Consider the following 26,566-nt stretch of genomic DNA (forward strand, 5'->3'; position numbering starts at 1 on the left):
ATGCGCGATTCGCGCGTTTTACCCAGTCTGAACACCATATGTTGAGATTGGGTTGAGGTCTACCACCAACCCACGCACCAACTAGGCCAATACGGTGCTTGTCAGCGCACTATCCGGTTCTGCCAGTTCCTCGATCACGTCAAAGTGGTGCTTGTTCGCCGCCACAACCTTTTGACATTGCCATGCTGTCTCCAGTGCACTGGCTTGTTGCAAGAATGCAGGACGCTCATCCGATCCCACCCAAACTGTCACAGGCACTTTTGGCTGAGGTTGATGTATGGGGCTTTCCGCTGCAACTTCTGCGGCCTCTAAATTCAGATCAGCGTTCATCGACGTTCGCAAAAGCGGCGCAAGATCAGCAACCGGTGATATCGCGACAGTCTGTACAAGCCGGTCCTGCCAACGCGCACCCGTGGTTGGAACACTGGCTCTTGCGACCAGATGCCCCCCAGCCGAATGGCCCGCTAGACGGATCGGCCCAGGGACGCGCTGTGAAACCGACACAATAGCAGCCACAATCTGACGCCTGATATCTGCGATACGCACATCCGGGCAGAGATCATACGACGGCATAGCAACAGTCCAGCCGTGGGCCAGTGGCCCGGCAGCCAGATGCGACCAAAAAGATTTGTCAAAGCGTAGCCAATATCCGCCATGTACAAAGACAACCAATCCCTTGGACAAACGTGGTGGGTGGAACAAGTCAAAGCGCTGACGTGGACTTTCACCATAGGCCAGGTCCAGTTCGCAGAGCGTTTGCGCGCGAAACGTCGCCGCCGCCTGCGCCCATTTTTCTGGATATGCATCTGCGCCCGGAATATAGGCCGCATTTGCATAGGCATCATCCAATTCCATCATGTCCCCCCTTTACGCCACCGCCCTGCATGGGTCAGATAGCGCCGAAACCTTAGGGAGGCCACTATGCTTGACGAAACCACAAATCTCAAATCCATGCTGTCGCGTCCTGATCTGGTTTGCGAAGATACACTTTTGGCCGGGCATTGGGTGCAAGCGGCCAGTGGCAAAACATTCGATGTCACAAACCCGGCACGCGGTGATGTGATTGCAAAGGTGCCTGACCTGTCGGTTGATGAGGTTGCAAAAGCCATCACCGCCGCTGACGCGGCTCGCAAGCCCTGGGCGGCCCGTGCCGCAAAAGAGCGCGCAAACATTCTGCGCAAGTGGTTTGAACTGATGATGGCCAATCAGGAAGACCTCGCTATCATCATGACGGCTGAGCAAGGCAAACCACTGGCCGAAGCGCGCGGCGAGATCGCCTATGGCGCGTCATTTGTGGAATGGTTCGCCGAAGAGGCAAAGCGCATCTACGGCGAAACCATCCCGGGGCATATGGCAGACAAGCGGATCACCGTGATCAAACAGCCTATCGGTGTGGCCGTAGGTATCACGCCGTGGAATTTCCCCAACGCGATGATCGCACGCAAAGTCGCCCCGGCCCTTGCCGCTGGCTGTGCGTTTGTCATCAAACCGTCGGAGCTGACACCGCTCTCCGCCCTTGCGATGGCAAAGCTGGCACAAGAGGCCGGGGTACCTGATGGCCTGTTTTCCGTTGTTACATCGTCAGATGCTCCTGCGGTCGGTAAGGCGTTCTGCGAAAACCCAGCCGTCCGTAAGCTAACGTTTACAGGGTCAACCCAAGTGGGCCGCATCCTGCTGGCGCAAGCTGCTGATCAGGTGATCAAATGCTCGATGGAACTGGGCGGCAACGCGCCCTTTATCGTCTTCGACGACGCCGATCTTGATGCCGCAGTCGAAGGCGCCATCGCCTGCAAGTTCCGCAACAACGGGCAAACCTGTGTCTGTGCGAACCGGATCTACGTGCAGGCTGGGGTCTACGATGCCTTTGCCGCCAAGTTCAAAACGGCCGTTGAGGCACTGCGCGTGGGCGACGGCATGGCTGAGGGCACCACTTTGGGCCCACTGATTGAGCCCAAGGCTGTGACCAAAGTGCAGTCCCACTTGGACGACGCTCTCTGGAAAGGCGCTGAAATCCTCACCGGCGGTAAGCCCCACGACCTTGGTGGTCAGTTTTTTGAACCGACAATCGTCGCCAATGCCACGAAAGAAATGCTGGTCAGCACCGACGAAACCTTTGGCCCCTTCGCCCCGCTCTTCAAATTTGAGGACGCAGACGATGTGATCGCACAGGCCAACGACACGATCTTCGGTCTGGCCTGCTATTTTTATGCCAACGACCTGAGCCGTGTGACCAAAGTCGCCGAAGCGCTGGAATACGGGATCGTCGGTGTGAACACCGGGATCATCTCGACGGAGGTCGCACCCTTTGGCGGCGTCAAACAGTCGGGGCTTGGCCGCGAGGGATCCAGCCACGGGATCGAGGACTATCTGGAAATGAAATACATCTGCACAAGCGTCTAAAAGAGGTTTTCAAGCCAATGTGAAGGCAGCTAAGCCCAAGCGTTGTGTATGTATAGTCGCAATGCAAAGCCCAAGGTGCAGTCCATGAAGAAGTCCAAAAACAAACCGCGCCCCACAAAATCCAAGCGCAAGCAACCGACCGCAGCACAACCAGTCAAGAAAAGCCGCAGGTCGTTTCTGTCTCTGGCGGGAACCGTTGCGGGGGCAGCTTTGGTTTTGGGCGGCGTCGGTTTTTGGGGCGTGCGCACGGTGCAAGCGGCGGTCACCGAAAGGGACCTTAGCGTTGTTGGCCAAGGGTCACCCACAATCGTGCAGGTCCACGACACCCAATGTCAGACCTGCATCGCCCTGCAACGCGAGGTACGCGCGGCGCTGGCGGAGGTCGATGAGAGTTTGGAGTATCGGGTCGCAGACATCAAGACCGCCAATGGCATCGCCTTCGCATCGCGATTTGGCGCGACCCACAGCACCTTGCTGTTTTTTGATTCAGCCGGGAACCTGACAGACAGGATGGTTGGACTGAACAATCGCGACAGGCTTGCCGTGGCATTTCAAAGCCATCTAGCGCGCTGAACAGATACATCTGAAAAAAGTTCGGAATAATTCCAAGGATTGACCTTGCGCCTACGTCAAACCACCGTGATGCGCATGATGACAAGCGATGAAGACCTTGCAACAGCAGCGGCTGCCGGTGATGGCGCTGCTTTCGCAAGCCTGCTTGATCGGCACTATGACAGGCTCTTTGCCTTTTGCTTTCGGATCACCGGCTTGCGTAGCGAAGCCGAAGACTTGACACAGGATATTTGCGCGGCGCTGCTTACGAAACTCGCCAGCTATCATCGGCGTGCCAAGGTCACGACATGGCTTTACCGCGTCGCTGTGAACGCCGCCCACGACCGCCGCCGAAAAAGGGCGACCTATGCCAAGGCAACCAATGGCTGGGGCGATTGGGAAGTGAACCGCAAAGCAGCCAACGCAGACACGCTGGAAAAGCTGGATTGGCTGACGGCTGCGATGAACCAACTGCCGGAAGACCTGCGCGACACACTCGCCCTTGTGTTGGACGACATGACACATGCGCAGGCCGCTGAGGTGATGGGCGTATCGGAGGGCACCATCAGCTGGCGCGTCTCAGAAGCGAAAAAGGCGCTCCGCGCGATGAAGGAACAGGAGGACATGGTATGACTGACGACCTGAATGACCTCAAAGCCATGATGGATAGGGCAACGCCGCGTCCAGATGCCGCACGACGCGCGGAAAATATCGCGCTGGCACAGAAAAACTTTGCCGATCTCCAAGGATCGCGCGATGCTGCGCGTCCCACTGCTGTAACCGGGCCAAAGGGCCTTTGGACAGGAGTGAAGACAATGCTGAACACAATAACATCAAAAGCTGGGCTGACCACGACAACCGCACTGGTCGCCTGCGGATTTCTGTTTCTGACCCCACAAGGACAAGACATTCTGCGCCCTCCATCCGCGCCACAAATCACAATGACAGAGTTTGATGGAACCATTACGCAGCCACAAATCGAAAGCGGCCCACTGACTACCGAGGAACTGGCTGAAAACGCGATCATTCAGGATGCACCGGCAAGTGCCGAAGGAGAGTTGTTGTTGGGCCCTCTGGAGGCACCAACGCAAGACCTCGACTTCGCAGATCGGTCGCGTCCCGCAACAAAAGAGTTGCCACAAATCGCAGACGACGCGATGGCCCCGCAAATGCAAGAGGCCGAGATTGCGCAGAGCATGCCAGAACCTCAGGCCACGACCGTTGAGCGCCGTCAGGCGCTGAACGCGGCCCCGCTCAAGCCCCACCGAACCCAGCTTCGGGCGGCCTAACGGCAGAGCGCCTTATCGTTGCGCCGCCACCAAGCGCTGATGATGTCGTGATTGCCCCGGCCCCGGACACGGAAAGCTTCGCCAATGACGTGGTGAACCCACTCAGGATCACCACAGACGACCCCGTTTCAACCTTCTCAATCGACGTTGACACTGCGTCCTACGCAGTCGTCCGCTCATCGCTGTCGCGTGGCCAACTGCCCCCGGCACAGGCCGTGCGGATCGAAGAGATGGTCAACTATTTCCCTTACGACTACCCAACACCCGATGCGGGCGCGGCCCCCTTCCGCCCAACCGTCACGACATTCCAGACACCATGGAATACGGATACCCAACTGGTGCACATCGCCTTGCAAGGGCAGATGCCTGAGATTGCCGAACGGCCGCCACTGAACCTTGTCTTTCTGATCGATACTTCGGGTTCGATGGATGATCCCACCAAGCTGCCTTTGCTCAAGCAATCGTTCCGACTGATGTTGGACCAGTTACGCCCGCAAGATCAGGTGGCCATCGTAGAATACGCTGGCAGCGCAGGCCAAGTGCTGGCACCGACCAATGCGTCCGAGCGGACAACAATCCTGCAAGCGATCCAGTCACTTGGCGCAGGTGGATCGACAAATGGCCAAGGCGGGCTGGAACAAGCCTATAGCGTTGCTGAAACCATGCGTGAAAATGGTGAGGTCAACCGCGTGATCCTTGCGACGGACGGTGACTTCAATGTGGGTCTCAGCGATCCAAATGCGCTCAAGGACTTCATCGCGGACAAACGTGACACAGGCACTTATCTTAGCGTGCTTGGCTTTGGGCGCGGCAATCTTGATGATGCCACGATGCAAGCGCTGGCCCAGAACGGAAACGGGACGGCGGCCTACATCGATACGCTGTCCGAGGCGCAGAAAGTTCTGGTTGATCAGCTATCAGGCGCGCTCTTCCCAATTGCGGGCGATGTCAAAGTACAGGTCGAGTTCAACCCCGCTCAGATCGCCGAGTATCGGCTGATCGGGTATGAAACACGCGCGCTGAATCGCGAAGATTTTAACAATGACGCGGTGGATGCAGGCGAGTTGGGCGCAGGCCATGCGGTCACGGCCATCTACGAAGTGACGCCCGTTGGTAGCCCCGCGCAATTGAGTGATCCGCTGCGCTATGTGCCCAATACTGTGGCCGAAACCTCCGACGAATTGGGGTTCCTGAAACTGCGCTACAAAGAGGCGGGCGCGGATGTAAGCCAATTGATCGAGACCCCGATCATTGGCAGCAGCATCCCCGGAAGCGAAGCCAGTTTTGCCGCCGCAATCGCCGGATTTGGCCAGTTGCTGCGCAACCCACAGTATTTGGGGGATTGGGGCTATGACGACGCGATTGCGCTCGCCAATGCAAGCCGTGGTGAGGATGCATTTGGGTATCGCACCGAAGCGGTGCAACTGATGCGCCTGGCGCAAAGTCTGTCGCAGTAAGAGGTGGCGCGTAAGGTGGATCTTGATCCACCTTACCTGATCAACTGATCTGCGACTTTGCGAGGGGCAGAACCTGCTGCTCGATCAGTCTTTGCAAGTCCCCAAAGTATCCACCACTGCGTGCTGGCAGTGTAGGGTCGGACGTAATTGCCAGGGTCAACTCAATCTCCGGCGCGACACAAATAATCTGTCCACCATAACCCCGCGCCAAGGCGTATCTGACACCACCGCCCCGCCCTAGGAACCAACCATAACCATAGTCCAATCCCGAGAAAAACGACTGCGTGCGCCGCTCAAAAGACCGCGCAACCCAATCTGCACTTAACACTTGAGTGCCACCAAACTGACCGCGCAAGCGATACATTTCGCCAAAGCGCACCATCGCATCCAATGTCAGCGCCATTTCGTTGCCGCCCATATAGCGGCCTTGCGGATCACGGGTCCAAGCGGGGATCTCTATGCCCAAAGGATCACCCAATCGCGCGCGCACCAGTGACAACAATGACTGCCCGGTCACTTCGCTCAACACGGCACCCAGGATATGAAACGACCCCGTCGAATATAGCATCCGCACGCCCGGCTCTGCCACGAAAGGGCGACTTAACGCATTTGCGACCCAATTGTCGCTACTCACCCAACCACCATAATTGGCACCCGACGTTCGCTCGAGTCCGGCCTGCATTGTCACCAGATTTTCGATCGCGGATCTGTGCCACTTGCCGGTCTGCACTGGCCGGGATCAACCGCGGCGCCACCTCGCCCAATGTGGCTGTCAAAGAGGGCAGTTCCCCGCGATCCAGTGACGCCCCCGTCAAAGCGGCAACAATCGTCTTTGAAACCGATTTGATCGGTACCGCACGACTTAGCCGCGGCCCACGATACCGCTCGGTCAGTACGGTCTGCCCAGATTGCCGGATCATCAGCGCGTGACATTGATCAAACCCACGCGCCCGGTCCGAAACATTTGCCCAAATGTCCGTCTGCCCCAACATCGGGGTTGCAAGAGTAGCCGCTCCTGCGGCAAGAAATCCACGCCGTTTCATTGACCTATCCAGCTCACAAAAACATCACGCAGAGGATAAATCAAACGGAGAAGCACACCACAAAAAACTGCGTGAGATCAGTGGCGATAGGCAGCAGTCTCATAAAACTCGCGCAAAGTCTGGCCCTTTATGGGGCGATAGCGGTCCAGTTCACGCAAATCTGATACCCGGTCCAGCCGGAACATCCGAAACCCTTCCCGCAGCTCGCACCAGCACACGGCCGTCCAGACCTTGCCCCAGAACCAAACCCCCAAGGGGCGCACAACGCGCGATGTCTGGTTCCCAGATTCGTCAGCATAGTTCATTTCCAAACGGATATGCGCCTCGGACGCGGATTCAAACCGGTCCAGATAGTCGCGCCAATGGCCCCGCTGTTCCGCCCCTTCCATCACATGCACATTCACCTGACCGGCTTGCCTGCGCGCGTCATCAGGTAGAACCGCATCAATCTTGACCAATGCCTCTTGGGCGGCAGCGGCCATCTTCGTCCCACCCCATGTCTGCAAAATTCGCGCGCCCGACACCAAGGCGACGATTTCATCATGGGTGAACATCAGCGGCGGCAGATCGTAGCCATCCCGCATCAGATACCCCACGCCTGCTTCGCCTTCGATGGGTACACCAGACCCAATCAAATGGGCCACGTCGCGGTAAATCGTCCGCGGCGTGACTTCGAGTTTTTCGGCCAGTTGTGCCGCTGTGGTCAGCCGACCGCCCCGCAGAAACTGCAAGATCTGAAACAGGCGGTCAGCGCGGCGCATCTAGGCTGTCGCCTCAAACAGACCGATGGAGTTGCCGTCAAGGTCCTTGGCATAAGCAAAACGCCCTGCGGGGATATCAATTGGCGGGCTCAGCACCTGCCCGCCTGCTTTCCAGCAGCGGTCGATCCCGGCTTCAAGGCGATCGGTCAGCCCAAGATGAATGGTATTGCCGCTGTCAGGGGCAGGTTTGCCAGGATAGAGGTGGGCCCCAGCGGTGTTTTCCAAGCTACCCAAAACAGCCATCGGGTTGGGGCCAGAATTGTCGATCTTCATATCATAGCCGAAGACTGCGTTGTAGAATGCAACGGATTTATCCATGTCAGTGACCGGGATTTCGCCCCAGACCATAATTGCACGATCAGTCATGTCTCATCTCCTTGTTTGAGGTTGATGGACATCTTTAAGCATACCCCTACTGACAGCATTGTGTCAGCATGTTTTCAGGAGTTGTCAGTTTTGTAAGTCGGCGTCAAAAACCACTTCGACCTATATCAGGTTCATACCTTCAGGCCGCGTAGCAGACCCACCCTTTGAATGTGAAACCTGCATAGAACTGCTGAACATCCTTGAATCCGGCTTCGATCAAAAGCGCTTCATCCTCTTTGGGCGAAAGGACCGGCAGATGCTCCTTCATGGCCGCGATGCCTTTCTCCGCCTTCGCGGCCTCAAGTCCCCATGAAACAAGCAGATTATCATTGCGTTGCAGCCATAGATCGCGCTCAGGCGCGTTTTGCGCAAAACTATGGTGGGCAACAACGAATGGCGCGCAGCGTCGCAGCCTGCTATGCAACGCGCGCAATGTACGCAGGCGCGCTGCCCGCTCAAGAAAATGCAAGGTCAACAGACAGGCGGCACCATCAAATGGGCCATCTGGGGCATCATCAATATAGCTCTCGTAAAAAGTGACCCTTTGCACCCGGTCGCCAAGCGTGACACGCGCCTGTTCAATCATGCTGGCCGATGGGTCAACGCCATCAAAACGCCATGTTGGATGCAGGCGCGCAAAGGTGTCCAGTTCAAGCCCCCCGCCTGCGCCAAGCACCAAAACCCGGCCATCTTCGGGCACGTGTTCGGCCAGTAAGAGCCCCGCCATATGATGCATATCACGCAGCCCCGGCACCTGCCGTTCCACGCGATCAGCGTATGTTGCGGCGTCACCTGAGGTATCGGAAAGCTTCATGATCTGATCAAACCTCTCTACACAGATGGCGCGACGTACACCCGATGCGGGCCGCCAAACAGACATCCACGGCGGCTAACACGTCAACCCGCAATCCACCCCAATCCATCAGCTGTCGCGGCCCGGGGTTTGTATTCCCCGGCGACCCATCCCTGATACCCCTGTGCATCCAGGCTTTCAAAGAACGCCGGATAGTCGACCTCACCCTGATCAGGTTCACCCCGGTCAGGGATCTGCGCGACCTGTATGTGGGCGGTCACATCGCGCATCGCTTCCCATGTGCCCAAGACATCCCCGGTGATCTTCGCTGCGTGGAAGGTATCAAACTGGAGTTTGAGATTTGGCGCATCAACGGCCGTGACAATGTCGCGACCAAGATCGAAACTATTCAGAAAGTAGCCGGGCATGGTTTCGTTGTTGATTGGTTCGATTGTCAGACTTTGGTCGGGCGCCTCAATGGACGCCCAGCGCAAGTTGGTCACGAATGCCTCTTTGGCAGCCGCGCCCTCTGCCACGCCGGACATAATGTGCAGGTGTTGGGCACCCAGCGTTTTTGCATATCGCAGCGCACGCAGAAAGTCCTTTCGAAATCGCTGTTCCAAGCCCGGCACGGCGGCGAATCCCTGCTCGCCACCCGTGTAATTCGGCGGTGGACAGTTGATCAAAACCATCTGCAACTCATGTTTACTCAGTTCATTGACAATGTCCTGCGCATTCACGTCGTAAGGAAACAGCACCTCGACCGCATCAAAGCCCGCCTCTTTCGCCGCCGCGAACCTTTCCAGGAAAGGCAGTTCGGTAAAAAGCCACGTCAGGTTAGCGCAGAATTTTGGCATGAGGGGTCCTTGAAAGCGGGTTGTGTGTTTGCTTGCACAAGACTGAAAACCATCAGTTTTTGCAAGTTAAGGCCAGAATGCCTATCTCATCAGCGGGGCCGGAACGATGGGGAGACCAAAATGAGACGCCTGATTGCCTTTGTTGTCACGCTGATAATGCCACTTATTCTGATCGGTGGCGGTGGGACGGTTGCCGGATGGGGGCTCACAAACGACTGGGATATCATGGTCTGGATCGGCCTGGGGATGATCGCCGCTGGCGTCTTATGGGGGCTGTTCCTGTTTTTCTGGGCGAGCGACGGTGCCCTCTAAGCTATTCCAGTTCCGCCGAGGGAATAATCGGAAAAAACACACCCTCTGACCGCACTCCAAACCACTGTGAGCCCTCATGCGAGGCGTGTTCGCCGATCTCGACCAACCGATAAAATGATTTGCGGTCAATCAAGGCCTCCAGATTGGCACGGACCAGTACGTATGGCGATGGCTCACCCGTCTTAGGGTCACGTTCAACGCGAATAGGGTGATCGGGGCCAGCGATCATCCGGTCGCCAATATTGGTCTCAAATTTCAACCCATCACCGCGGCGGTTAAAATCCACGGCGACAAATGGCGCATCGTCGACAGTGATCCCCACCTTCTCGACAGGGGTCACAAGCACGTAGTCGTCGCCATCTTTGCGGAGAATCGTTGAAAAGAGCTTGACCAGTTCCGCCCGTCCAATCGGCGTGCCCATGTAAAACCATGTCCCATCCCGGGCAATCCGCATGTCGATATGCCCGCAATGCGGCGGATTCCATAGATGGACCGGTGGTAAACCGCCCTTTTGGGCCGCACGGGCGCTGCTGGCGATGCTTTCGGCGCTTGGTGTCACAATCTTTTGTGTGGTCATTGTTTTTGCCATTGGGTGTGATGGGATTATCTGTTGTGATGCAGAATATAGTTCAACCGGAGGAAAGTCATGGCCCACAATGCCGATCTCGTCGTTCAGATTGAAAATCTGGGCGCAAAGCTGGCAGAGGCGCGGACCAGTATCTCGGCCCGTTTCATTGGCCAGCCACGCGTTGTGGACCTGACATTGACCGCGCTGATTTGTGGCGGCCACGCTGTGCTGATCGGTTTGCCGGGTCTGGGCAAGACGCGGCTTGTTGATACGCTGTCCACGGTGATGGGTCTCAAGGGCAACCGCATTCAGTTCACGCCGGACTTGATGCCCGCCGATATTCTTGGCTCCGAAGTGCTTGAAACAACCAATGATGGCTCACGCAGCTTCCGGTTCATCGAAGGCCCGGTGTTCTGCCAACTTCTGATGGCCGATGAGATTAACCGCGCCTCGCCGCGCACGCAGTCGGCTCTCTTGCAGGCCATGCAGGAAAAGGAAGTGACCATCGCAGGCGAACACCGGCCCCTTGGTGTCCCATTCCACGTCCTTGCAACGCAAAACCCGATTGAACAGGAAGGCACCTACCCGCTGCCCGAAGCGCAGCTTGACCGTTTCCTTGTGCAAATTGATGTCCCCTACCCGGATCGCGATACCGAGAAAGACATTCTGATCGCGACAACCGGTGTCGAAGAAGCCGAGTCCAAGGCCGTGTTCAGCGCGCAAGACCTATTGGACGCGCAAACCCTGTTGCGCCGCATGCCAGTTGGCGACAACATCGTGGAAATGATCCTTGATTTGGTGCGGGCCTGTCGCCCCGATGACGAGAACGCCCCAGACATCATCCGCCAGAACGTCAGCTGGGGGCCCGGCCCGCGTGCCGCGCAGGCGTTGATGTTGACGGTCCGCGCTCAAGCACTGCTTGAAGGCCGCTTGGCACCTTCTGCCGAAGATGTCCGCGCGATGGCCGTTCCCGTCCTTGAACACCGCATGGCGCTGTCTTTCGCGGCGCGTGCACGCGGCGAAAGCATCCATCATGTCATCAACACCGTCGCCGATCAGATCACGACTGTGGCCAGCGCTGCATGACCAACCCCCTCGCCCTGAGATCCGACGCCGAGGCGCTTGCCGCCCGCTGCCGCCGCTTCTGGCGGAAGCAGAGCATTTGGCGACGGCGGTTCTCTTGGGCGATCATGGGCGCAGACGGGCGGGCACAGGTGACACGTTCTGGCAGTACCGGCCCGCACAGCCACATGATGAGGCGCGCAGTATTGACTGGCGGCGGTCTGCCCGATCGGATGCGAACTTCGTGCAAGACAAAGAATGGCAGATCGCCCAATCGATCATTCTCTGGGTGGATCGGGCGGCGTCGATGTCCTTTGGCTCAGACGACAACTTGCCCACCAAAGCCCAGCGGGCACGCACGCTTGGCCTTGCCTGCGCCATTCTGCTCATCCGCGGCGGTGAAAGGGTTGGGTTGACCGGTCTGCGCTTGCCCCCCGCCGTGGCGAAGCGCAGCTCATGCAAATGGCACAGCTTTTGTCGCAGCAAGACGACTCTGATTATGGGGCGCCAGAGGCGCAAGGGATGCTGCCGCATTCCCGCGCATTGTTCATCAGCGACTTTCTGGGCGATATCAAACCCATTGAAGAGGCCCTGCTACGCGCCGCGGATCGCGGTGTCGGTGGGGCGCTTTTGCAAGTGCTCGATCCGCAAGAAGAGGCGTTCCCTTTTGACGGGCGGACCATTTTTGAGAGCATGTTAGGTGCGCTGCGACACGAAACACTAAAAGCCGGCGACCTGAAATCCCGCTACCTTGATCGTCTCGCAGAACGCAAAGACCGCTTGCAACGCCTTGCACGTATCACAGGTTGGCAATTCCAGACCCACCATACCGGAGAAAGCGCAACAAATGCGCTGCTCTGGCTCTATGGCGCTTTGGAGCATCAACGCTGATGTGGACCATCGGCCCCATAGGTTTCGCGGCCCCTTGGCTTTTGCTGGGTCTGATCGCCTTGCCGATCCTGTGGATCTTGCTACGCGCTGTCCCGCTTAAGCACCGATCCGGCGCCGTTTTCCGGGTGTCGCCCTGTTGTTGGGATTGACCGACGACGAAAACCAAACCGACCGCACGCCCTGGTGGCTGCTACTGCTGCGCATTCTTGCCGTCGCCGCTGTCATCATCGGATTTGCTGGCCCTGTGCTGAACCGCCAAAATGCGCGTGAAGGCTCAGGTGATCTTGTGATCCTGATGGATGGATCATGGGCCGGTGCGTCCAGCTGGCAAGCACGCATCGATCGTGTCGACACGTTGTTGTCCGAGGCCGCACTTGCAGATCGACGCACAGCCGTTATCAACCTCAATGAACTGCCGGTCGGGGACATTCCGTTTGCGGCCCCAGCCGAATGGCAAAACCGTTTGCCGGGCATACAGCCACAACCTTGGCAACCGATAGATCCCGCCGGATGGTTTGCAGAGACCGCTGAGACTTTCGAAACCTATTGGATCTCCGACGGATTGGAATGGGCCGGACGCGAAGAGCTGTTGGCCGCGCTGGAAAACCGCGGCAATGTGACCGTCTTCCAGACCCCGCGTCAGACCATTGGCATGCGACCCGCGCGTTTTGAGAACGGCGAAGTTCTGGTGTCTGCCACCCGTTCACCTATCGGCAATCCACTCGAAACCACGGTCACTGCGGTGGGCCTCGACCCGGCCGGGGCGGAACGTCAGTTGGCTTCGGTGCCTCTCAGCTTTGCCCCCGGCGACCCCATCGCAGAAACCGCGATGGTGCTGCCTCCGGAGCTACGCAATCGGATCACCCGGTTTGAGATCACTGGCAACCGGTCCGCCGGTGCGGTCAGCCTGACTGATGACGCGCTAAGACGGCGCGAGGTTGCGCTAATTGCCGGACGCGATGATCGCGAGGGGCTCGAACTGCTGTCACCGCTGTTTTATCTTCGCGAAGCGTTAGAACCGACCGCGGATATCATCGATGGCACGCTTGATGATTTATTGCTGGCCAACCCGGATGTGCTGATCCTTGCTGATGTCGCCAATCTTGCGGGCAGCGAAGCAGAGACGGTGTTGGCATGGGTGGAAAACGGCGGCATGCTGCTGCGCTTTGCTGGTCCTCGGCTTGCCGCATCAGATCAAGGGCGCAATGAGGTTGATCCGCTTTTGCCCGTCCGCCTGCGGTCCGGCGGGCGTTCTGTTGGTGGCGCGATGAGCTGGGGTGAACCCAAAACGCTGGCGCCATTTGCCGAAGACAGCCCCTTCTTTGGATTGCCCGTTCCCGATGACGTCACCGTCACCAGCCAGGTCATGGCCCAGCCCGACCCGACATTGGCCGACCGCGTGATTGCGCAACTCACCGATGGCACTCCGCTTGTCACCCGCAACATCACTGGCGAAGGCCAGATCGTTCTGGTGCATGTCACTGCCAACGCTGAATGGTCGAGCCTGCCACTGTCGGGTCTTTTCGTGCAAATGCTGGAACGACTTGCCGTTTCAACCCGCCCCGCAAACCCGGATGAAGCGGAACTAGCCGGTACAACGTGGCTACCCAACAAGGTACTCGATGCGTATGGGCGGCTTGAAGACGGAAGCGCACTGCCCGGCGTCGCAGGCGAGGTTCTGGTCGATGGTGTCCCCGGGCCCGACCTTCTGCCCGGACTTTACGTCGGCGACGACCGCCAACTCGCCATCAATGTCATCGGCGCAGACACCGTGTTGAACGTGGCTCAATGGCCCGCCCGTATCGCGATCGAGGGGATGGATGTGGTGCGTGAAACTGCGTTGAAAGGCTGGCTGCTCAGTGCCGCCGTACTTTTGCTGCTTATTGACGTCATTGCGTCGCTGGCCGTCGGCGGCAGGCTGAAAGGGCCCCGCGCTGATGTGGCCGCGGCCTTGGCAGTATTATTTTTGTGGGCGTCGGAGGCACAGGCTCAACCGACCGAAGACTTTGCATTGCGCGCCACGACCGAGGTTGTTCTGGCCCACGTCCTGACCGGCGATACCGAGATCGACGAGACTGCCGAAGCAGGATTGCTTGGCCTGTCGCAAACGCTGTTCCGGCGGACGTCCATCGAACCTGCGGCCCCCATTGGTGTGAACATCGAAACGGATGAACTGGCTTTCTTTCCTATCCTGTATTGGCCCGTCACCGCCGATCAACAACTGCCCAGCCGTGAGGCCTATACCAAGCTGAACCGCTATCTCCGCTCTGGTGGGATGATTATGTTTGACACCCGCGACGCGGACACCGCCCGCTTTGGGTCTGGCTCGCCAGAAGGGCAACGCCTGCAAGCCATTGCCCGGTCCCTTGATATTCCCGCGATCGAACCTATCCCGCCTGATCATGTGCTGACCCGCACGTTCTATCTGCTCCAAGACTTCCCGGGTCGCTATGCCAGCCGTGATGTGTGGGTTGAAGCAGCCCCAATCAACGCCCAGCAGGTCGAAGGCATGCCCTTCCGCAACCTCAACGATGGAGTCACGCCGGTGATCATCGGCGGCAACGACTGGGCGCGGGCCTGGGCTGTTGATGGCAACGGGCGACGCATGTTCCCCGTAGGGCGCGGCATGTCTGGTGAGCGGCAACGCGAAATCGCGCTACGTTTTGGCGTGAATGTGATCATGCATGTGCTGACGGGCAACTATAAGTCCGATCAGGTCCATGTGCCGGACCTGTTGGATCGGTTGGGGCAGTGACATGACAGGAACGCTTATCCTTGATCCACTGATCCCTCTCGTACTGCTCTACGGCGTCGCGACCTTGGCTTTGTTCGCCTTGATCCTGGCGGTCTGGCGACGTTTGCCGGGGTGGTGGCTGCGTGGTCTGGCAGGGCTTGCTTTGCTGGCCGCCATTGCAAACCCCAGTATCCAGCAGGAAAACCGCGAACCGCTCAGCGACATTGTGATGATGGTCGTAGATGAAAGCGCCAGCCAGCGCATCGGCGATCGCCCTGCACAGAATGCAGCAGCCATCGCGAACATCGAGGCCGAAGTCGCGCGTCAGTCAAACACGGAATTACGCACTGTTACGCTGGGCGACGGCGAGGGCGACCTTGGGACGACCTTGATGACCGCCCTTTCTGCGGCGCTGGCCGAAGAGCCGCAAGCACGGATAGCGGGTATCATCCTTGTGACGGACGGGCGGCTGCACGACATTGAACGCACTCCGGGCCTGCCCGCACCTGTACACACGTTGCTCACAGGGCAACCTGATGACTGGGATCGCCGCCTTGTCGTCGAAAACGCACCGGCCTTTGCGATTTTGGGCGAAGAGGTAAACCTGACACTGCGGATCGAAGATCAAGGGGCCGCGCCCGAAGCGGCCTCGGTGCCGCTGTCGATTTCCATTGATGGCGACGCGCCATTGACCGTGCCGGTCCCCGTGAGTGAGGATGTCCAGCTGCCCATCACCCTGCCGCATGGGGGGATGAACGTCCTGCAATTCACGATCCCAGAGGCCGAGGGCGAACTGACCAATCGCAACAATGCCGCCGTCGTGCAGATCAACGGCGTGCGGGACCGTTTGCGGGTTCTGCTTGTGTCAGGTGAACCACACCCCGGAGAGCGCACGTGGCGCAACCTGCTGAAATCCGATTCTTCGGTTGATCTGGTGCACTTCACCATTCTGCGCCCGCCTGAAAAGCAAGATGGCGTGCCCGTCAACGAGCTATCTCTGATCGCCTTTCCAACGCGCGAGCTGTTTTTGGAAAAGATCCATGATTTCGACCTGATCATCTTTGACCGCTACCGCCGTCGCGGCATCCTGCCCACTGTCTATCTCGACAACATCCGCAGCTATGTTGAACAGGGTGGTGCTGTCCTGATTTCATCGGGACCAGAGTACGGCTCAGCCGAAAGCATCTATCGCTCTCCTCTTGGTCAAATCTTGCCCGGCGCGCCGACAGCGCGGGTTTTTGAAGAGGGCTTTGTGCCACAGATCACCGACCTTGGCGCACGTCATCCCGTCACAGAGGGGCTTGACGCACTATCCCCAAACCCTGAGGGCGAAGGTGCCGGTTGGGGCCGTTGGTTCCGGTTGGTCGATGTCCTTGTACCGCAAGATGCAATGACCGTGATGTCCGGCCTCGATAATCGCCCGCTTCTAACGCTGAACCGCGTTGGTGAAGGGCGCGTGGCTTTGATTGCATCGGATCATTCATGGCTTTGGGATCGGGGCTATGAGGGTGGCGGGCCACAGCTTGAATTGCTGCGCCGCCTTGCACATTGGATGATGAAAGAACCCGAGCTTGAGGAAGAGGCGCTTTGGGTTGAACCCGCCGGGCAGACGATGCGTATTATTCGGCGCACGCTCTCTTTGGAAACAGGCGATGTCATTGTGACCCATCCCGACGGGACCGAAACAACACTGCGATTGGAAGAAGTGTCGCCCGGGCGGTTTGAAACACTCTGGGAAGCGCCGGAGATTGGCCTTTACCGATTGGACGATGGCGAAGAGACCGCCGTCATTGCTTTGGGCCCTGCCGCACCGCGGGAGTTCGAACAAACCATCGCGGATGGTGGGCTATTGGCGCCCGTCGTGGAAAGCACGCGCGGCGCGATCCTGCCGATCTCAGCAGGCGATATCAACATACGGACCGTGCGCGAAGGCCGCCCTGCCGCCGGACGCGGCTGGATCGGGATCACCCCACGCAACGCATTCCGCACCGCCGAGATCAGTATCAATCCACTTCTGCCTGCATGGGCGTTTCTTTTGCTTGCGTCGCTTCTGATGGTCGGCGCATGGCTTCGTGAAGGGCGGCGATAGCCCAATGATCGTTACGATCCTGAAAGTGCTGGGCGTCATCACTTTTGCTCTGCTCACATTGGTCGGGTGCCAAACCATCCGCAATTCGGGCAATATCCCACTAGCTGCGCCGTCACCCGAAACGTTACGCATTGCGACCTACAATGTGCACTACATCATCCTTGAGCGCGATACCGGCGCTTGGTCTGTGGGTGATTGGGAACGACGCAAGACGCCACTCGATCTTGCCTTTAAAGCAGTGGGCGCCGATGTCATCGGGTTTCAAGAGATGGAGAGCTTTGGGCGTGGCAGTGGGGGTCGCATCAATCTGACGCTTGACTGGCTGCTGGAAAACAACCCCGACTATGCGGCCGCCGCAGTCGGGGATCCTTCTGCTTTCCCATCGACCCAGCCAATACTCTATCGCCCTGCGCGGCTGACCTTGCTTGATCAGGGTTGGTTCTTTTTCTCGGACACCCCGGATGTGATTTACTCACGTACCTTCAACGGTTCATTTCCGGCTTTCACGTCTTGGGCGCAGTTCAGGGATGACCGCAGCGGCGAAGTCTTTCGCGTGGTCAATCTGCATACGGACTTCGGCAGCCGTTCCAATCGTATTCAATCGATTGAATTGGTGGCAGACCGCATCAAACCTTGGATGAATGAAAACGAAACGCTCTTTGTTATCGGAGATTTCAACGGACGTATTGGTGATACCGTTGTCGATATTCTGGCTGACATGGGCCTGGATTTTGCCCCCGTGCAGGGATCAACGTTCCATTTCAATAGCGGCATCAACCTGTTTGGCGCAATTGACCACATTGCAACCACCGGAACCGCTCAACTGGTTAATGAACCTGTCGTTTTGCGTCAAAAGTTTGATGGCGAATGGCCGACCGACCACTATCCGGTTGTTGCCGACTACCTGCTTGGCGCGGACCGCTAGTTATCAAGCACAACTTCGAACAGATCGTCGGACCAGCCATCCACATTGCAGCGCGCGCGGACATAAACGACCGTCGCGCCCTCTGGCACCACAACACCTGACAATGATCGCGTAAACGGCTGTTCGGTCACATGCGGATGCAACAGTTCGCGGATACCAAGGCTATTGCCATCTGCATCCAGCACCTCCCACCCATCGGCGTAGTGGTCCCAGCCGGTATCAGGATGGGACAGCGTCACACTAAAGCGGTCCCCGTCAACCGTCACGTTTTCGATAACAGGGCCATCCGCAAAAGCGGGCACGGCAAGAAGGGCAAAAGCAAATGCAAGTCTCATGCTTTCTCCTGTAACAGAATACTGCGTGGCAGCGATGCAAATTCCCGTGACCAGACGACCCAGACCACCAAAACGGTCGATATCATCAAGGCAATCGGCCCTAAAAGCCACGCGAGTGCTGCCAAGGCAAAGTACATCGCACGCAGACCGCGGTTAAAGTTAATCGCAGCACGTATATTCAACTCTGCCGCTTGTGCAGCACGCGGGTAGGCGATTGGGTCCCGTGGGTCATTAGGCACAGCAGCCATCATCACAGCACAATATCCAAAGACCCTGTTGGCCCAGACGAATTTCAAAAAAGCATTGGTCAGAAAAATTGCGACGAAAGCGAGCTTTAGTTGAAAGATCACAACCGGTACCGCCATCTCTGTTACCTCCGCTGCCACACCACGCAGCGGTTCGGTATTGCTTACCAGGGCCAAGACCCCACCGACAGCTAACAAACAGGTCGAGGCAAAAAACGATGTCCCCTGCCGCAGGCTGGCCAAAATCTGACTGTCAAAGATGCGCGGATCACGGGTCACAAAAACCTTCATCCAGTCGCGCCGCCGCTCTGACATCAGGACGGTGACAGAAGGCCGTTTTGCGCCCGCATGCTCGATCATCCAACTGATGACGAACCAAGCGATCAGAATTGCGCCTGCCGCAGCTAAATCGAGCGGGCCTAAAAGTGCCATATGATCAAGTATTTGCATAAACGCTTGTTTAACCCCAACAGTTGAGACTTGCTATATCTCAAAATTGGTAATATATTTTTACCAATCAGCCATTCAGGGGAATCGTCAGATGGAAATGCCAGCACCAAATGCCAGCGTTCTTTCGCGCAAAGCGCAGATCGTAGCGCGCTTGTACGAAGTCCTGCCGCGCGACGCGGTGATTTCGGATGAACACGAAACACGGGCCTATGAATGCGACGCGCTGACAGCTTACAAATGTCCACCCCTTTGCGCGGTTTTGCCTGCGAATACACAGGAAGTGTCGGATGTTTTGCGCATCTGTCACGAAATGGGCGTGCCCGTTGTGCCACGCGGTTCTGGTACGTCCCTCGCTGGTGGCGCGCTTCCTACTGCCGATTGCGTGATACTTGGCGTGGCGAAAATGAACGACGTCATCGAAACGAATTATGATGACCGTTATGTGCGGGTGCAGACCGGACGCACAAACCTTTCCGTCACTGGCGCCGTCGAAACAAACGGCTTCTTTTATGCCCCGGACCCATCCAGCCAATTGGCCTGCGCCATTGCAGGTAATATCGCCATGAACTCTGGCGGGGCACACTGCCTGAAGTACGGTGTGACAACCAACAACCTCATGGGTGTGACCATGGTCCTTATGGATGGCACCGTGGTCGAGATTGGCGGCGCGCATCTGGATGCTGGCGGTTTGGACATCCTAGGCGTGATTTGCGGCTCCGAAGGCCAGCTTGGCGTTGTGACCGAAGCAACGCTACGCATCCTGCACAAGCCAGAAGGCGCCCGCCCGGTCCTGATGGGCTATGACAGTTCCGAAGTGGCCGGACAGGTTGTGACCGATATCATCAAGGCTGGCATCTTGCCCGTTGCAATCGAATTCATGGACCGTCCCTGTATTGAGGCGACTGAAGCCTTCGCTAAAGCCGGGTATCCAATGTGCGAGGCCTTGTTGATCGTCGAAGTCGAAGGCTCTGACGCTGAAATTGACGCGCAACTAAAGCTGATCATGGAGATCGCGGCCAGCCATAACCCGGTCGAGCTGCGCGAAGCGAAAGACGCTGATGAGGCTGGTCGCATCTGGCTGGGCCGCAAATCAGCCTTCGGCGCGATGGGGCAAATCAACGACTATATGTGCCTTGATGGCACGATCCCTGTGTCCTCTCTGCCCTTCGTGCTGAAACGGATTGGCGAGATGTCAAAGGAATTCGGCCTTGATGTGGGCAACGTGTTCCACGCCGGTGATGGCAACATGCACCCGCTGATCCTGTTTGATGCCAATAAGCCCGGCGATCTGGAGCTTTGCGAAGACTTTGGCGCTGAAATCCTGAAACTCTGCGTGGAGGTCGGAGGTTGCCTGACCGGCGAGCATGGTGTCGGCATTGAAAAGCGCGACCTGATGAATGTGCAGTACGATCCTGCTGATCTGGAAGCGCAGATGGCGATCAAGGATATCTTTGATCCCGCCTGGCTGTTGAACGCAGCCAAGGTGTTTCCCCTTGAGACATCTCAGGCCAGACGCGCCGCCTAGTCAGGGGCTTTGCCCCAGCCCCGAATTCCGGGGCTCCCCCAAGGTATTATTTTTGAACGTAAGAAGATCAGTCATGACGCCCAAAACCGAAGAAGAGCTTGCCCAGATGATCGCCGGGGCCAATGGTCCCTTGCGGATTAAAGGCGGTGGCACCCGGCCCATCGGGCGTTGCGACGGTGATGCATTGAGCACCTCTGCGATGAGTGGGATCAGTCTCTATGAACCCGGTGCACTGACGATTGTTGCGGGCGCTGGCACCCCGATTGCAGAGGTCGAAAAAGTGCTGGCGGCGGAGAACCAGCGCCTGGCCTTTGAACCGATGGATCACCGGGCATTGCTTGGCACAACGGGAGAGCCGACGTTAGGCGGTATGGCGGCCGCAAACGTCTCTGGCCCCCGTCGGATTTCCGTCGGGGCCTGCCGCGACTTTATGCTGGGTGTGCGGTTCGTTGATGGGCAGGGCAACATCATCAAAAACGGTGGCCGCGTGATGAAAAATGTCACGGGCTATGATCTGGTCAAACTAATGACGGGGTCGTATGGCACTTTGGGTGTCCTAACCGAAGTATCGCTGAAGGTGCTGCCGAATGTGGAAACCATTGGCACTGTGATGCTGCACGGCCTAACTGACGCGAAAGCCATTGAAGCGATGTCAGCCGCCCTCGGATCGCCCTTCGAGGCAACTGGTGTTGCACATTTCCCAAAGAGCAAGTTCGGCGATCCATTGACGATGATCCGCGTCGAAGGGTTTGAGTCCTCGGTAACCTACCGTGCAGAAAAACTGCGCGATCTGCTGAAATCCTACGGTGATGCAGAGATTCAAGTCGGTGCCACGGAAGGTCCGGGCTCTGCCGAGGGGTGGGCATGGGTACGTGATGCCACGGCTTTCGCCGACCAAACCGGTGATGTCTGGCGCATCTCTGCCAAACCGTCTGATGCGGCTGAACTGGCCGCGAGAATGGACGCCAAAGCCGTGCAATACGATTGGGGCGGCGGCCTGATCTGGGCATTGACCGATGAAGGCCGCGATCTGCGCACTGCGCTGGGTGACTTCGATGGTCACGCAACACTGATCCGGGGCAAGGCTGATGTGCCAACCTTCCAACCCGAGGTTCCTGCTCTGGCTGCCATCACCGCTGGCCTGCGCACCAAATTCGATCCACGCGGCATTCTTAACTCTGGGATCATGAGCTGATGCAAACGACCTTTACCCCTGAACAACTCACCGATCCTGCAACTCAGCGCTCTAACGACATTCTGCGCTCTTGTGTGCATTGCGGCTTTTGCACCGCGACTTGCCCCACCTATCAGGTGCTGGGCGACGAGCTCGACAGCCCCCGCGGGCGTATCTACCTGATTAAGGATATGCTTGAGAACGACCGTAAACCGGACGAAAAGACCGTCAAACATATCGACCGCTGCCTGTCTTGTTTGGCCTGTATGACCACCTGCCCATCGGGTGTGCACTACATGCACCTCGTCGACCATGCGCGCGCCTACATCGAAGAAAACTACGACAGGCCGTTCTCTGATCGTGCGCTGCGCTGGATTTTGGCGCGTATCCTGCCTTATCCTATGCGGTTCCGCGTAGCCTTGCTCGCCGCAAAAATCGGCCGTCCCTTTGCGCGTCTGATGCCGGATGCACGCCTGCGCGCGATGTTGGAAATGGCGCCAAAGACGATCCCGCCGGTCAGCCGCAACGACGACCCGCAGACCTTCCCTGCGAAAGAAAAGAAAATGCGTGTCGCCCTGATGACAGGCTGCGCACAAAAGGCGCTGAACACGGATATCAATGATGCGACCATCCGCTTGCTCACCCGTCTGGGTGCCGAGGTTGTTGTCGCCGAAGGGGTAGAAGCTGCTGTGGCGCGCTTACGCACCATATGGGCAAAGAGAAGGAAAGCCACGCGACAGCGGCGAAAAGCATCCGCGCCTGGGCCAAGGAGATGGACGGCGAAGGCCTCGATGCCATCGTCATCAACACATCGGGCTGCGGCACGACCGTCAAAGACTACGGGCACATGTTCCGCAGCGACGCGCTGGCCGACGATGCGGCACGCGTGTCGGCCATCGCGATGGATGTCTCTGAGCTTCTGATGAAGCTGGACATGCCGGAAGGCGAAGAAAAGGACACCAAAGTCGCCTATCATGCAGCCTGTTCGTTGCAGCATGGCCAGCAGATCAAGACCTTCCCAAAGGACTTGCTCAAAAAAGCAGGCTTCACTGTGCTGGAGCCCGCCGACAGCCATCTGTGCTGTGGCTCTGCAGGCACCTACAACCTGATGCAGCCCGAGATTTCAAAGCAACTCAAGGACCGCAAGGTGCAAACACTTGAGGCACTGACGCCTGACATCATCTCGGCTAAGCAACATCGGCTGCATGATGCAGATCGGCGGTGGCACCGATGTTCCTATCGTGCACACGGTCGAGTTGCTGGATTGGGCGACCGGCGGTCCGCAGCCACCGGCACTGACCGCACCGGGAAAACGTGAGCCGCAAATCCCGATTTTGCGCTAACGTCATAATCCTGCCCCAACTGTCAGCGAACCTAGCATGATGAAGCGGACACAGATGATACGGCAACTGGCACGTTCGGCGGTTTTGGTGATCGCAACTACCTTAGGTGCGCAGGCGCAAGACAGCGGATTAGTGACGCTTGAAACCCGTCAGGAAAGCCAGGGTTGGGAAGCCGTCGGGCGTTTAGATATTCGTGGCAAGGGGTTCTGCACGGCCGCTTTGATCCGCGACCGCCTGATCTTGACGGCAGCCCACTGCCTTTATGACATTGATGGCACTTTGATCGACCCCAGTCGGTTTTCTTTTCAGGCAGGGCTGCGCGACGGGCTGGCACAAACGACACGATCAGTTATCCGCGGGATCGCGCACCCTGATTATACCCACAGCGGTGAGGCCACGAACGCCCGCGCAGTCGCCATTGACATCGCCGTGCTGGAACTTGACAGGCCTATTCGCAACACCCGCATGCGGCCCTACCGCATTGCTGAACGCCCCATCACAGGTGATCAGGTTGGCGTTGTGTCATACGGACGCGGGCGCGAGGATGCAGCAAGCCTGCAACAAGTCTGCAACGTTCTGGGGCGGCAGACGGGTGTGATCGTCATGACCTGCGATGTTGAATATGGTTCCAGCGGATCACCGGTTTTCATGATGAATGATGGCGAAACACGCATTGCATCGGTCGTATCGGCAATGGCACATGTGAATGGACAGAAGGTATCGCTCGGCACGTCGCTGGAGGGGCCATTGAATGCCCTGCTCAGCCACTTCGCCACACTGGGCCCCGCGCGCCCCGGTGGCACGCAGCGGCTGATCAACGCGGATGAACGCAACGACACAGGCGCAAAGTTCATCCGCCCCTAAACCTCTTGAAAGCGCGGAACGACGTTCCCAAATAGAAAGCACGGGGATGCCAATGATGGGTCCCTGCAAACCGGCCTGTCCCAGCTGGAAAGGCTATCATATTGTTATCGCTTAAGAAAAGGATGACCCAAATGCGTGCGTTTGACCTGACACCCCTCTACCGTGCCACCGTTGGTTTTGACCAAGTTGCTGATCTGATGGATCGCGCCCTTGCCAATGATGTCGGCCAAAACAGCTACCCCCCATACAACATTGAAAAAACCGATGATGACGCATGGCGCATTTCGATCGCCGTGGCCGGTTTTTCCGAAAATGACCTCGCGATTGAGGTCAAGGACCGCTCGCTACACATCACCGGCCGTAAAGCTGCAGACGAGACAGAGCGTAACTACCTTCACCGCGGCATCGCGACACGCGCCTTCGAGCGCCGCTTCCACCTCGCCGATCATGTACGTGTGACAGGTGCGGCCCACGAAAATGGCATGCTGCATATCGACCTGATGCGCGAAGTGCCAGAAGCGCTGAAACCGCGCCGGATTGAGATTTCGTCGTCTGCAAAGACTGATGCAAACCTTGTTGAGGCGAAATCGGTGAACTAAGTAACAGCATCCTAGAAAACGAATGCGCCACCCACTTGGGTGGCGCTTTTGTTAGTGCATTTGAAGATGGCGCCCGAATAATGTCTTTGAGACGATTTCGTAGGAGAGGCCCTTGAAACGCTTCCTGCTTGGGTCCCATCACCGCCAATTCTCCCGCTCAACAAGAGAATTGAATCAGCAGTTCGTGCCTTGATCAAGAAAGAGTTTTTGACGAAATCAGCCTATGCTCTGCACCAAAGCACGATCGGCTCGAACGCACTTTGGCGGGTGGTTTCTGTACCAACGATCTGACCTAGTCTCTCAATGTTGCACCTTCCTGCGTCCGTCCCAACGGGGCCGGACAGAATGGCGTTCGGAAACATTGAACTGGGACCGGACAGTGCCGTAGCCAAGAAGAAAGGGGCGTGCGCCGCCGTTAGATCATCGAAGCAGAAAGACGTGACACAAAGCCATGCCGATCCCGATGTCGCGCGCTATGAGCGCGCCTCGCAACCTACACAGATGCAAGTCAGCCACTACGATCAAACCCGACAAGGATAAATCCCTATGTATATCTCGACTCTGGCCTTGCTTTCGCCCGTCCTATGCCTGTTCTGCGACGTCTTTGCCGATGAACAGGTCGACGGCCCCAGCATCATCTTCACACAAAACGGACAGCCTGTCGCGGCGGAGTTGATTGACGACATCAACGAGGTGAGCCTGCAAGCAGCCCCATTCACCATGACCTTTGATCCAGAGTTGTTCCACTTTGACTTGCCCGAGGGTGTGCAGTTGACCGTTCTACGCGAAGAACTCGCGGCATCTCTGCTTATTCCCTGCGACATTGCCATCCTGGGTCCTTTCTTCGGCGCATTGTCGCGCTACCCCGATCAAGTAGGGCTGGACAGGCATTTGGTCCGCAGTGAACCAGCCGACGAAACAGGCAATGTGTGGTGGTATGCCGCCGATTCCTACAACGTATTGGATCCGTCCAACCCACAAATTCGCATCACTGGGATTACCGACGAGGTGACGGGCGAAAACCTGATTGCTCCAGAGGAAGATGTGTTTGTCATCGCCTATGACGCGCCTCGCAACCTGCACAGATGCACGCCGCCAGAAGGCACGCCAGACATCGAACCCCTTATCGATGGGCGCCTCATGTCATTCTGGCGCCTGAAATTCTAATAGCCCGCTACCAGAAGCCACAACACGAGAGAGCTATGCCAACATTCACCATTTCATCACTTACGCCGGTCCTTTGCCTGCTGTGCGGTATTCTTTCAGGCGATGACCCAAGCGGCCCGGACCTGCGTTTTGTACAGGACGGCAAGCCTGCGGCCGTTGAGCAAGCGGGGACAATCGCCGAGGTCTCGCTGAATGCCGCACCTTTCACCATCGAATTTGACGCAGAACAATTTGCTCGCAATGGCATTCAACTGACTGCCGGTCGGGAAAATGTCCTTCTGCCACTGGTCGAGCCCTGCCAGGTTAGAATAGAGGGGCCATTCTTCACCGGTGGCGGGGGCCGCTACGCCTTGGGAGAGGGGCCAGCTACTCTGCTCTTTTTGGATGCACCTTCTTCGTCCTCGGGCAGTGTCGGCTTTGTGGGTTTGCAGGACGATAACGTAGCTGATCCGGACGATCCGCAAATCACCGTTCAGGGCATCATCGACCTCTCGAATGACCGCAAAGAAGCGCTAGTGCCCGGTGAAGACGTCCTGATCATTGCATATAGTATGCCGTCGGGCGGGGACAGTTGCAGCGCGCCGGATGATACCCCTTGGGGCGAAGCACTTGTCGATCAGCGCGCCATGTCGTTCTGGCGACTGAAGTTCGAATAGATCGGACAGCAAACGCAACAAATCAATTAAGAAAATGGCTTTTGGCGGATATCTTTGATCGCAGTCGGTAACGACAGAAGCGCCGGTTGCGGCTATCCTGCTTTGTACA

Annotated in this window: 22 protein-coding genes and 5 pseudogenes; 18 read left to right on the forward strand and 9 right to left on the reverse strand. The window is 57.6% G+C overall.

The window, feature by feature from the left end:
• Window positions 1-81: 81 nt before the first annotated feature.
• On the reverse strand, window positions 82-855 hold the full coding sequence (locus QTO30_RS09330) for an alpha/beta hydrolase (protein ID WP_340425911.1): 774 nt from the start codon (window positions 853-855) through the stop codon (window positions 82-84).
• A gap of 66 nt (window positions 856-921) precedes the next feature.
• Here QTO30_RS09330 and QTO30_RS09335 point away from each other — a divergent pair, with 66 nt between their 5' ends.
• The 4 genes and pseudogenes from QTO30_RS09335 to QTO30_RS09355 all read left to right on the forward strand — a co-directional run bounded on the left by QTO30_RS09335 (window position 922) and on the right by QTO30_RS09355 (window position 5,698).
• On the forward strand, window positions 922-2,400 hold the full coding sequence (locus QTO30_RS09335; protein WP_340423890.1) for an NAD-dependent succinate-semialdehyde dehydrogenase: 1,479 nt from the start codon (window positions 922-924) through the stop codon (window positions 2,398-2,400).
• 84 nt (window positions 2,401-2,484) lie between these two features.
• Complete coding sequence (locus tag QTO30_RS09340) at window positions 2,485-2,973, forward strand: hypothetical protein (protein ID WP_340423891.1); 489 nt, start codon at window positions 2,485-2,487, stop codon at window positions 2,971-2,973.
• Window positions 2,974-3,048: 75 nt separating this feature from the next.
• Window positions 3,049-3,585: an RNA polymerase sigma factor gene (locus tag QTO30_RS09345; RefSeq protein WP_340425912.1), complete on the forward strand. Its 537-nt coding sequence runs from the start codon at window positions 3,049-3,051 to the stop codon at window positions 3,583-3,585.
• Window positions 3,582-5,698, forward strand: a pseudogene (locus QTO30_RS09355) (YfbK domain-containing protein). Before QTO30_RS09345 ends, QTO30_RS09355 begins: the two are co-directional and overlap by 4 nt.
• A 40-nt stretch (window positions 5,699-5,738) precedes the next feature.
• Here QTO30_RS09355 and QTO30_RS09360 read toward each other — a convergent pair.
• The 5 genes and pseudogenes from QTO30_RS09360 to QTO30_RS09380 form a co-directional block, all read right to left on the reverse strand.
• Window positions 5,739-6,741, reverse strand: a pseudogene (locus QTO30_RS09360) (serine hydrolase domain-containing protein).
• 77 nt (window positions 6,742-6,818) lie between these two features.
• A complete protein-coding gene (locus QTO30_RS09365; RefSeq protein WP_340423893.1) occupies window positions 6,819-7,502 on the reverse strand; it encodes a helix-turn-helix transcriptional regulator in 684 nt (227 codons plus the stop codon).
• Window positions 7,503-7,868: a VOC family protein gene (locus tag QTO30_RS09370; protein ID WP_340423894.1), complete on the reverse strand. Its 366-nt coding sequence runs from the start codon at window positions 7,866-7,868 to the stop codon at window positions 7,503-7,505.
• A gap of 139 nt (window positions 7,869-8,007) precedes the next feature.
• A complete protein-coding gene (locus QTO30_RS09375; protein WP_340423895.1) occupies window positions 8,008-8,682 on the reverse strand; it encodes a class I SAM-dependent methyltransferase in 675 nt (224 codons plus the stop codon).
• Window positions 8,683-8,765: 83 nt separating this feature from the next.
• Window positions 8,766-9,518 (reverse strand): hydroxypyruvate isomerase family protein, encoded by a 753-nt coding sequence (locus tag QTO30_RS09380; protein ID WP_340423896.1) that lies wholly within the window; start codon window positions 9,516-9,518, stop codon window positions 8,766-8,768.
• A gap of 120 nt (window positions 9,519-9,638) precedes the next feature.
• Between QTO30_RS09380 and QTO30_RS09385 the strand changes: the two genes are divergently transcribed.
• Window positions 9,639-9,830 carry a hypothetical protein gene (locus QTO30_RS09385; protein ID WP_340423897.1) on the forward strand — a complete coding sequence of 64 codons (192 nt, stop codon included), beginning with the start codon at window positions 9,639-9,641 and terminating at the stop codon, window positions 9,828-9,830.
• A 1-nt stretch (window position 9,831) separates the two neighbouring features.
• Here the strand turns inward: QTO30_RS09385 and QTO30_RS09390 are convergent, their stop codons facing one another.
• Window positions 9,832-10,407, reverse strand: a complete 576-nt coding sequence (locus tag QTO30_RS09390; RefSeq protein WP_340423898.1) for a DUF1285 domain-containing protein — start codon at window positions 10,405-10,407, stop codon at window positions 9,832-9,834.
• 69 nt (window positions 10,408-10,476) lie between these two features.
• Between QTO30_RS09390 and QTO30_RS09395 the strand changes: the two genes are divergently transcribed.
• From QTO30_RS09395 to QTO30_RS09415, 5 genes and pseudogenes are all read left to right on the forward strand, one after another.
• The gene (locus QTO30_RS09395; RefSeq protein ID WP_340423899.1) at window positions 10,477-11,484 is read left to right on the forward strand and encodes an AAA family ATPase; all 1,008 of its coding nucleotides are present in this window, start codon (window positions 10,477-10,479) and stop codon (window positions 11,482-11,484) included.
• Window positions 11,481-12,351 (forward strand): annotated as a pseudogene (locus tag QTO30_RS09400) (DUF58 domain-containing protein). The gene QTO30_RS09395 and the pseudogene QTO30_RS09400 overlap by 4 nt, the downstream one beginning before the upstream one ends.
• Window positions 12,351-15,106 (forward strand): annotated as a pseudogene (locus QTO30_RS09405) (DUF4159 domain-containing protein). The pseudogenes QTO30_RS09400 and QTO30_RS09405 overlap by 1 nt, the downstream one beginning before the upstream one ends.
• Before the next feature lies 1 nt (window position 15,107).
• Entirely contained in the window at window positions 15,108-17,174 is a 2,067-nt protein-coding gene (locus QTO30_RS09410; protein ID WP_340423900.1) for a hypothetical protein, read from the forward strand.
• A gap of 4 nt (window positions 17,175-17,178) precedes the next feature.
• On the forward strand, window positions 17,179-18,099 hold the full coding sequence (locus tag QTO30_RS09415) for an endonuclease (protein WP_340423901.1): 921 nt from the start codon (window positions 17,179-17,181) through the stop codon (window positions 18,097-18,099).
• On the opposite strand, the gene QTO30_RS09420 is transcribed toward QTO30_RS09415, so the two are convergent.
• Together QTO30_RS09420 and QTO30_RS09425 are read right to left on the reverse strand one after the other, a co-directional pair.
• A complete protein-coding gene (locus QTO30_RS09420; protein WP_340423902.1) occupies window positions 18,096-18,434 on the reverse strand; it encodes a hypothetical protein in 339 nt (112 codons plus the stop codon). The genes QTO30_RS09415 and QTO30_RS09420 overlap by 4 nt on opposite strands.
• Window positions 18,431-19,129, reverse strand: a complete 699-nt coding sequence (locus QTO30_RS09425) for a DUF599 domain-containing protein (RefSeq protein ID WP_340423903.1) — start codon at window positions 19,127-19,129, stop codon at window positions 18,431-18,433. Before QTO30_RS09425 ends, QTO30_RS09420 begins: the two co-directional genes overlap by 4 nt.
• 91 nt (window positions 19,130-19,220) lie before the next feature.
• On the opposite strand from QTO30_RS09425, the gene QTO30_RS09430 reads away from it, so the two are divergent.
• From QTO30_RS09430 to QTO30_RS09465, 8 genes and pseudogenes are all read left to right on the forward strand, one after another.
• Window positions 19,221-20,654 carry an FAD-linked oxidase C-terminal domain-containing protein gene (locus QTO30_RS09430; protein WP_340423904.1) on the forward strand — a complete coding sequence of 478 codons (1,434 nt, stop codon included), beginning with the start codon at window positions 19,221-19,223 and terminating at the stop codon, window positions 20,652-20,654.
• A 73-nt stretch (window positions 20,655-20,727) separates the two neighbouring features.
• A complete protein-coding gene (locus QTO30_RS09435) occupies window positions 20,728-21,849 on the forward strand; it encodes an FAD-binding protein (RefSeq protein WP_340423905.1) in 1,122 nt (373 codons plus the stop codon).
• Window positions 21,849-23,171: pseudogene (gene glcF, locus QTO30_RS09440) on the forward strand (glycolate oxidase subunit GlcF). Before QTO30_RS09435 ends, glcF begins: the two are co-directional and overlap by 1 nt.
• Window positions 23,172-23,225: 54 nt before the next feature.
• Window positions 23,226-24,035 (forward strand): trypsin-like serine peptidase, encoded by an 810-nt coding sequence (locus tag QTO30_RS09445; protein WP_340423906.1) that lies wholly within the window; start codon window positions 23,226-23,228, stop codon window positions 24,033-24,035.
• A gap of 131 nt (window positions 24,036-24,166) precedes the next feature.
• The gene (locus QTO30_RS09450) at window positions 24,167-24,634 is read left to right on the forward strand and encodes an Hsp20 family protein (protein WP_340423907.1); all 468 of its coding nucleotides are present in this window, start codon (window positions 24,167-24,169) and stop codon (window positions 24,632-24,634) included.
• 345 nt (window positions 24,635-24,979) lie between these two features.
• On the forward strand, window positions 24,980-25,174 hold the full coding sequence (locus tag QTO30_RS09455) for a hypothetical protein (protein ID WP_340423908.1): 195 nt from the start codon (window positions 24,980-24,982) through the stop codon (window positions 25,172-25,174).
• Between the two features lie 6 nt (window positions 25,175-25,180).
• The gene (locus QTO30_RS09460) at window positions 25,181-25,801 is read left to right on the forward strand and encodes a hypothetical protein (RefSeq protein WP_340423909.1); all 621 of its coding nucleotides are present in this window, start codon (window positions 25,181-25,183) and stop codon (window positions 25,799-25,801) included.
• A 35-nt stretch (window positions 25,802-25,836) separates the two neighbouring features.
• Window positions 25,837-26,457 carry a hypothetical protein gene (locus tag QTO30_RS09465; RefSeq protein ID WP_340423910.1) on the forward strand — a complete coding sequence of 207 codons (621 nt, stop codon included), beginning with the start codon at window positions 25,837-25,839 and terminating at the stop codon, window positions 26,455-26,457.
• The last annotated feature ends 109 nt before the right edge of the window (window positions 26,458-26,566 follow it).

The sequence above is a fragment of the Yoonia sp. GPGPB17 genome, assembly GCF_037892195.1.
Classification (GTDB): Bacteria; Pseudomonadota; Alphaproteobacteria; order Rhodobacterales; family Rhodobacteraceae; genus Yoonia.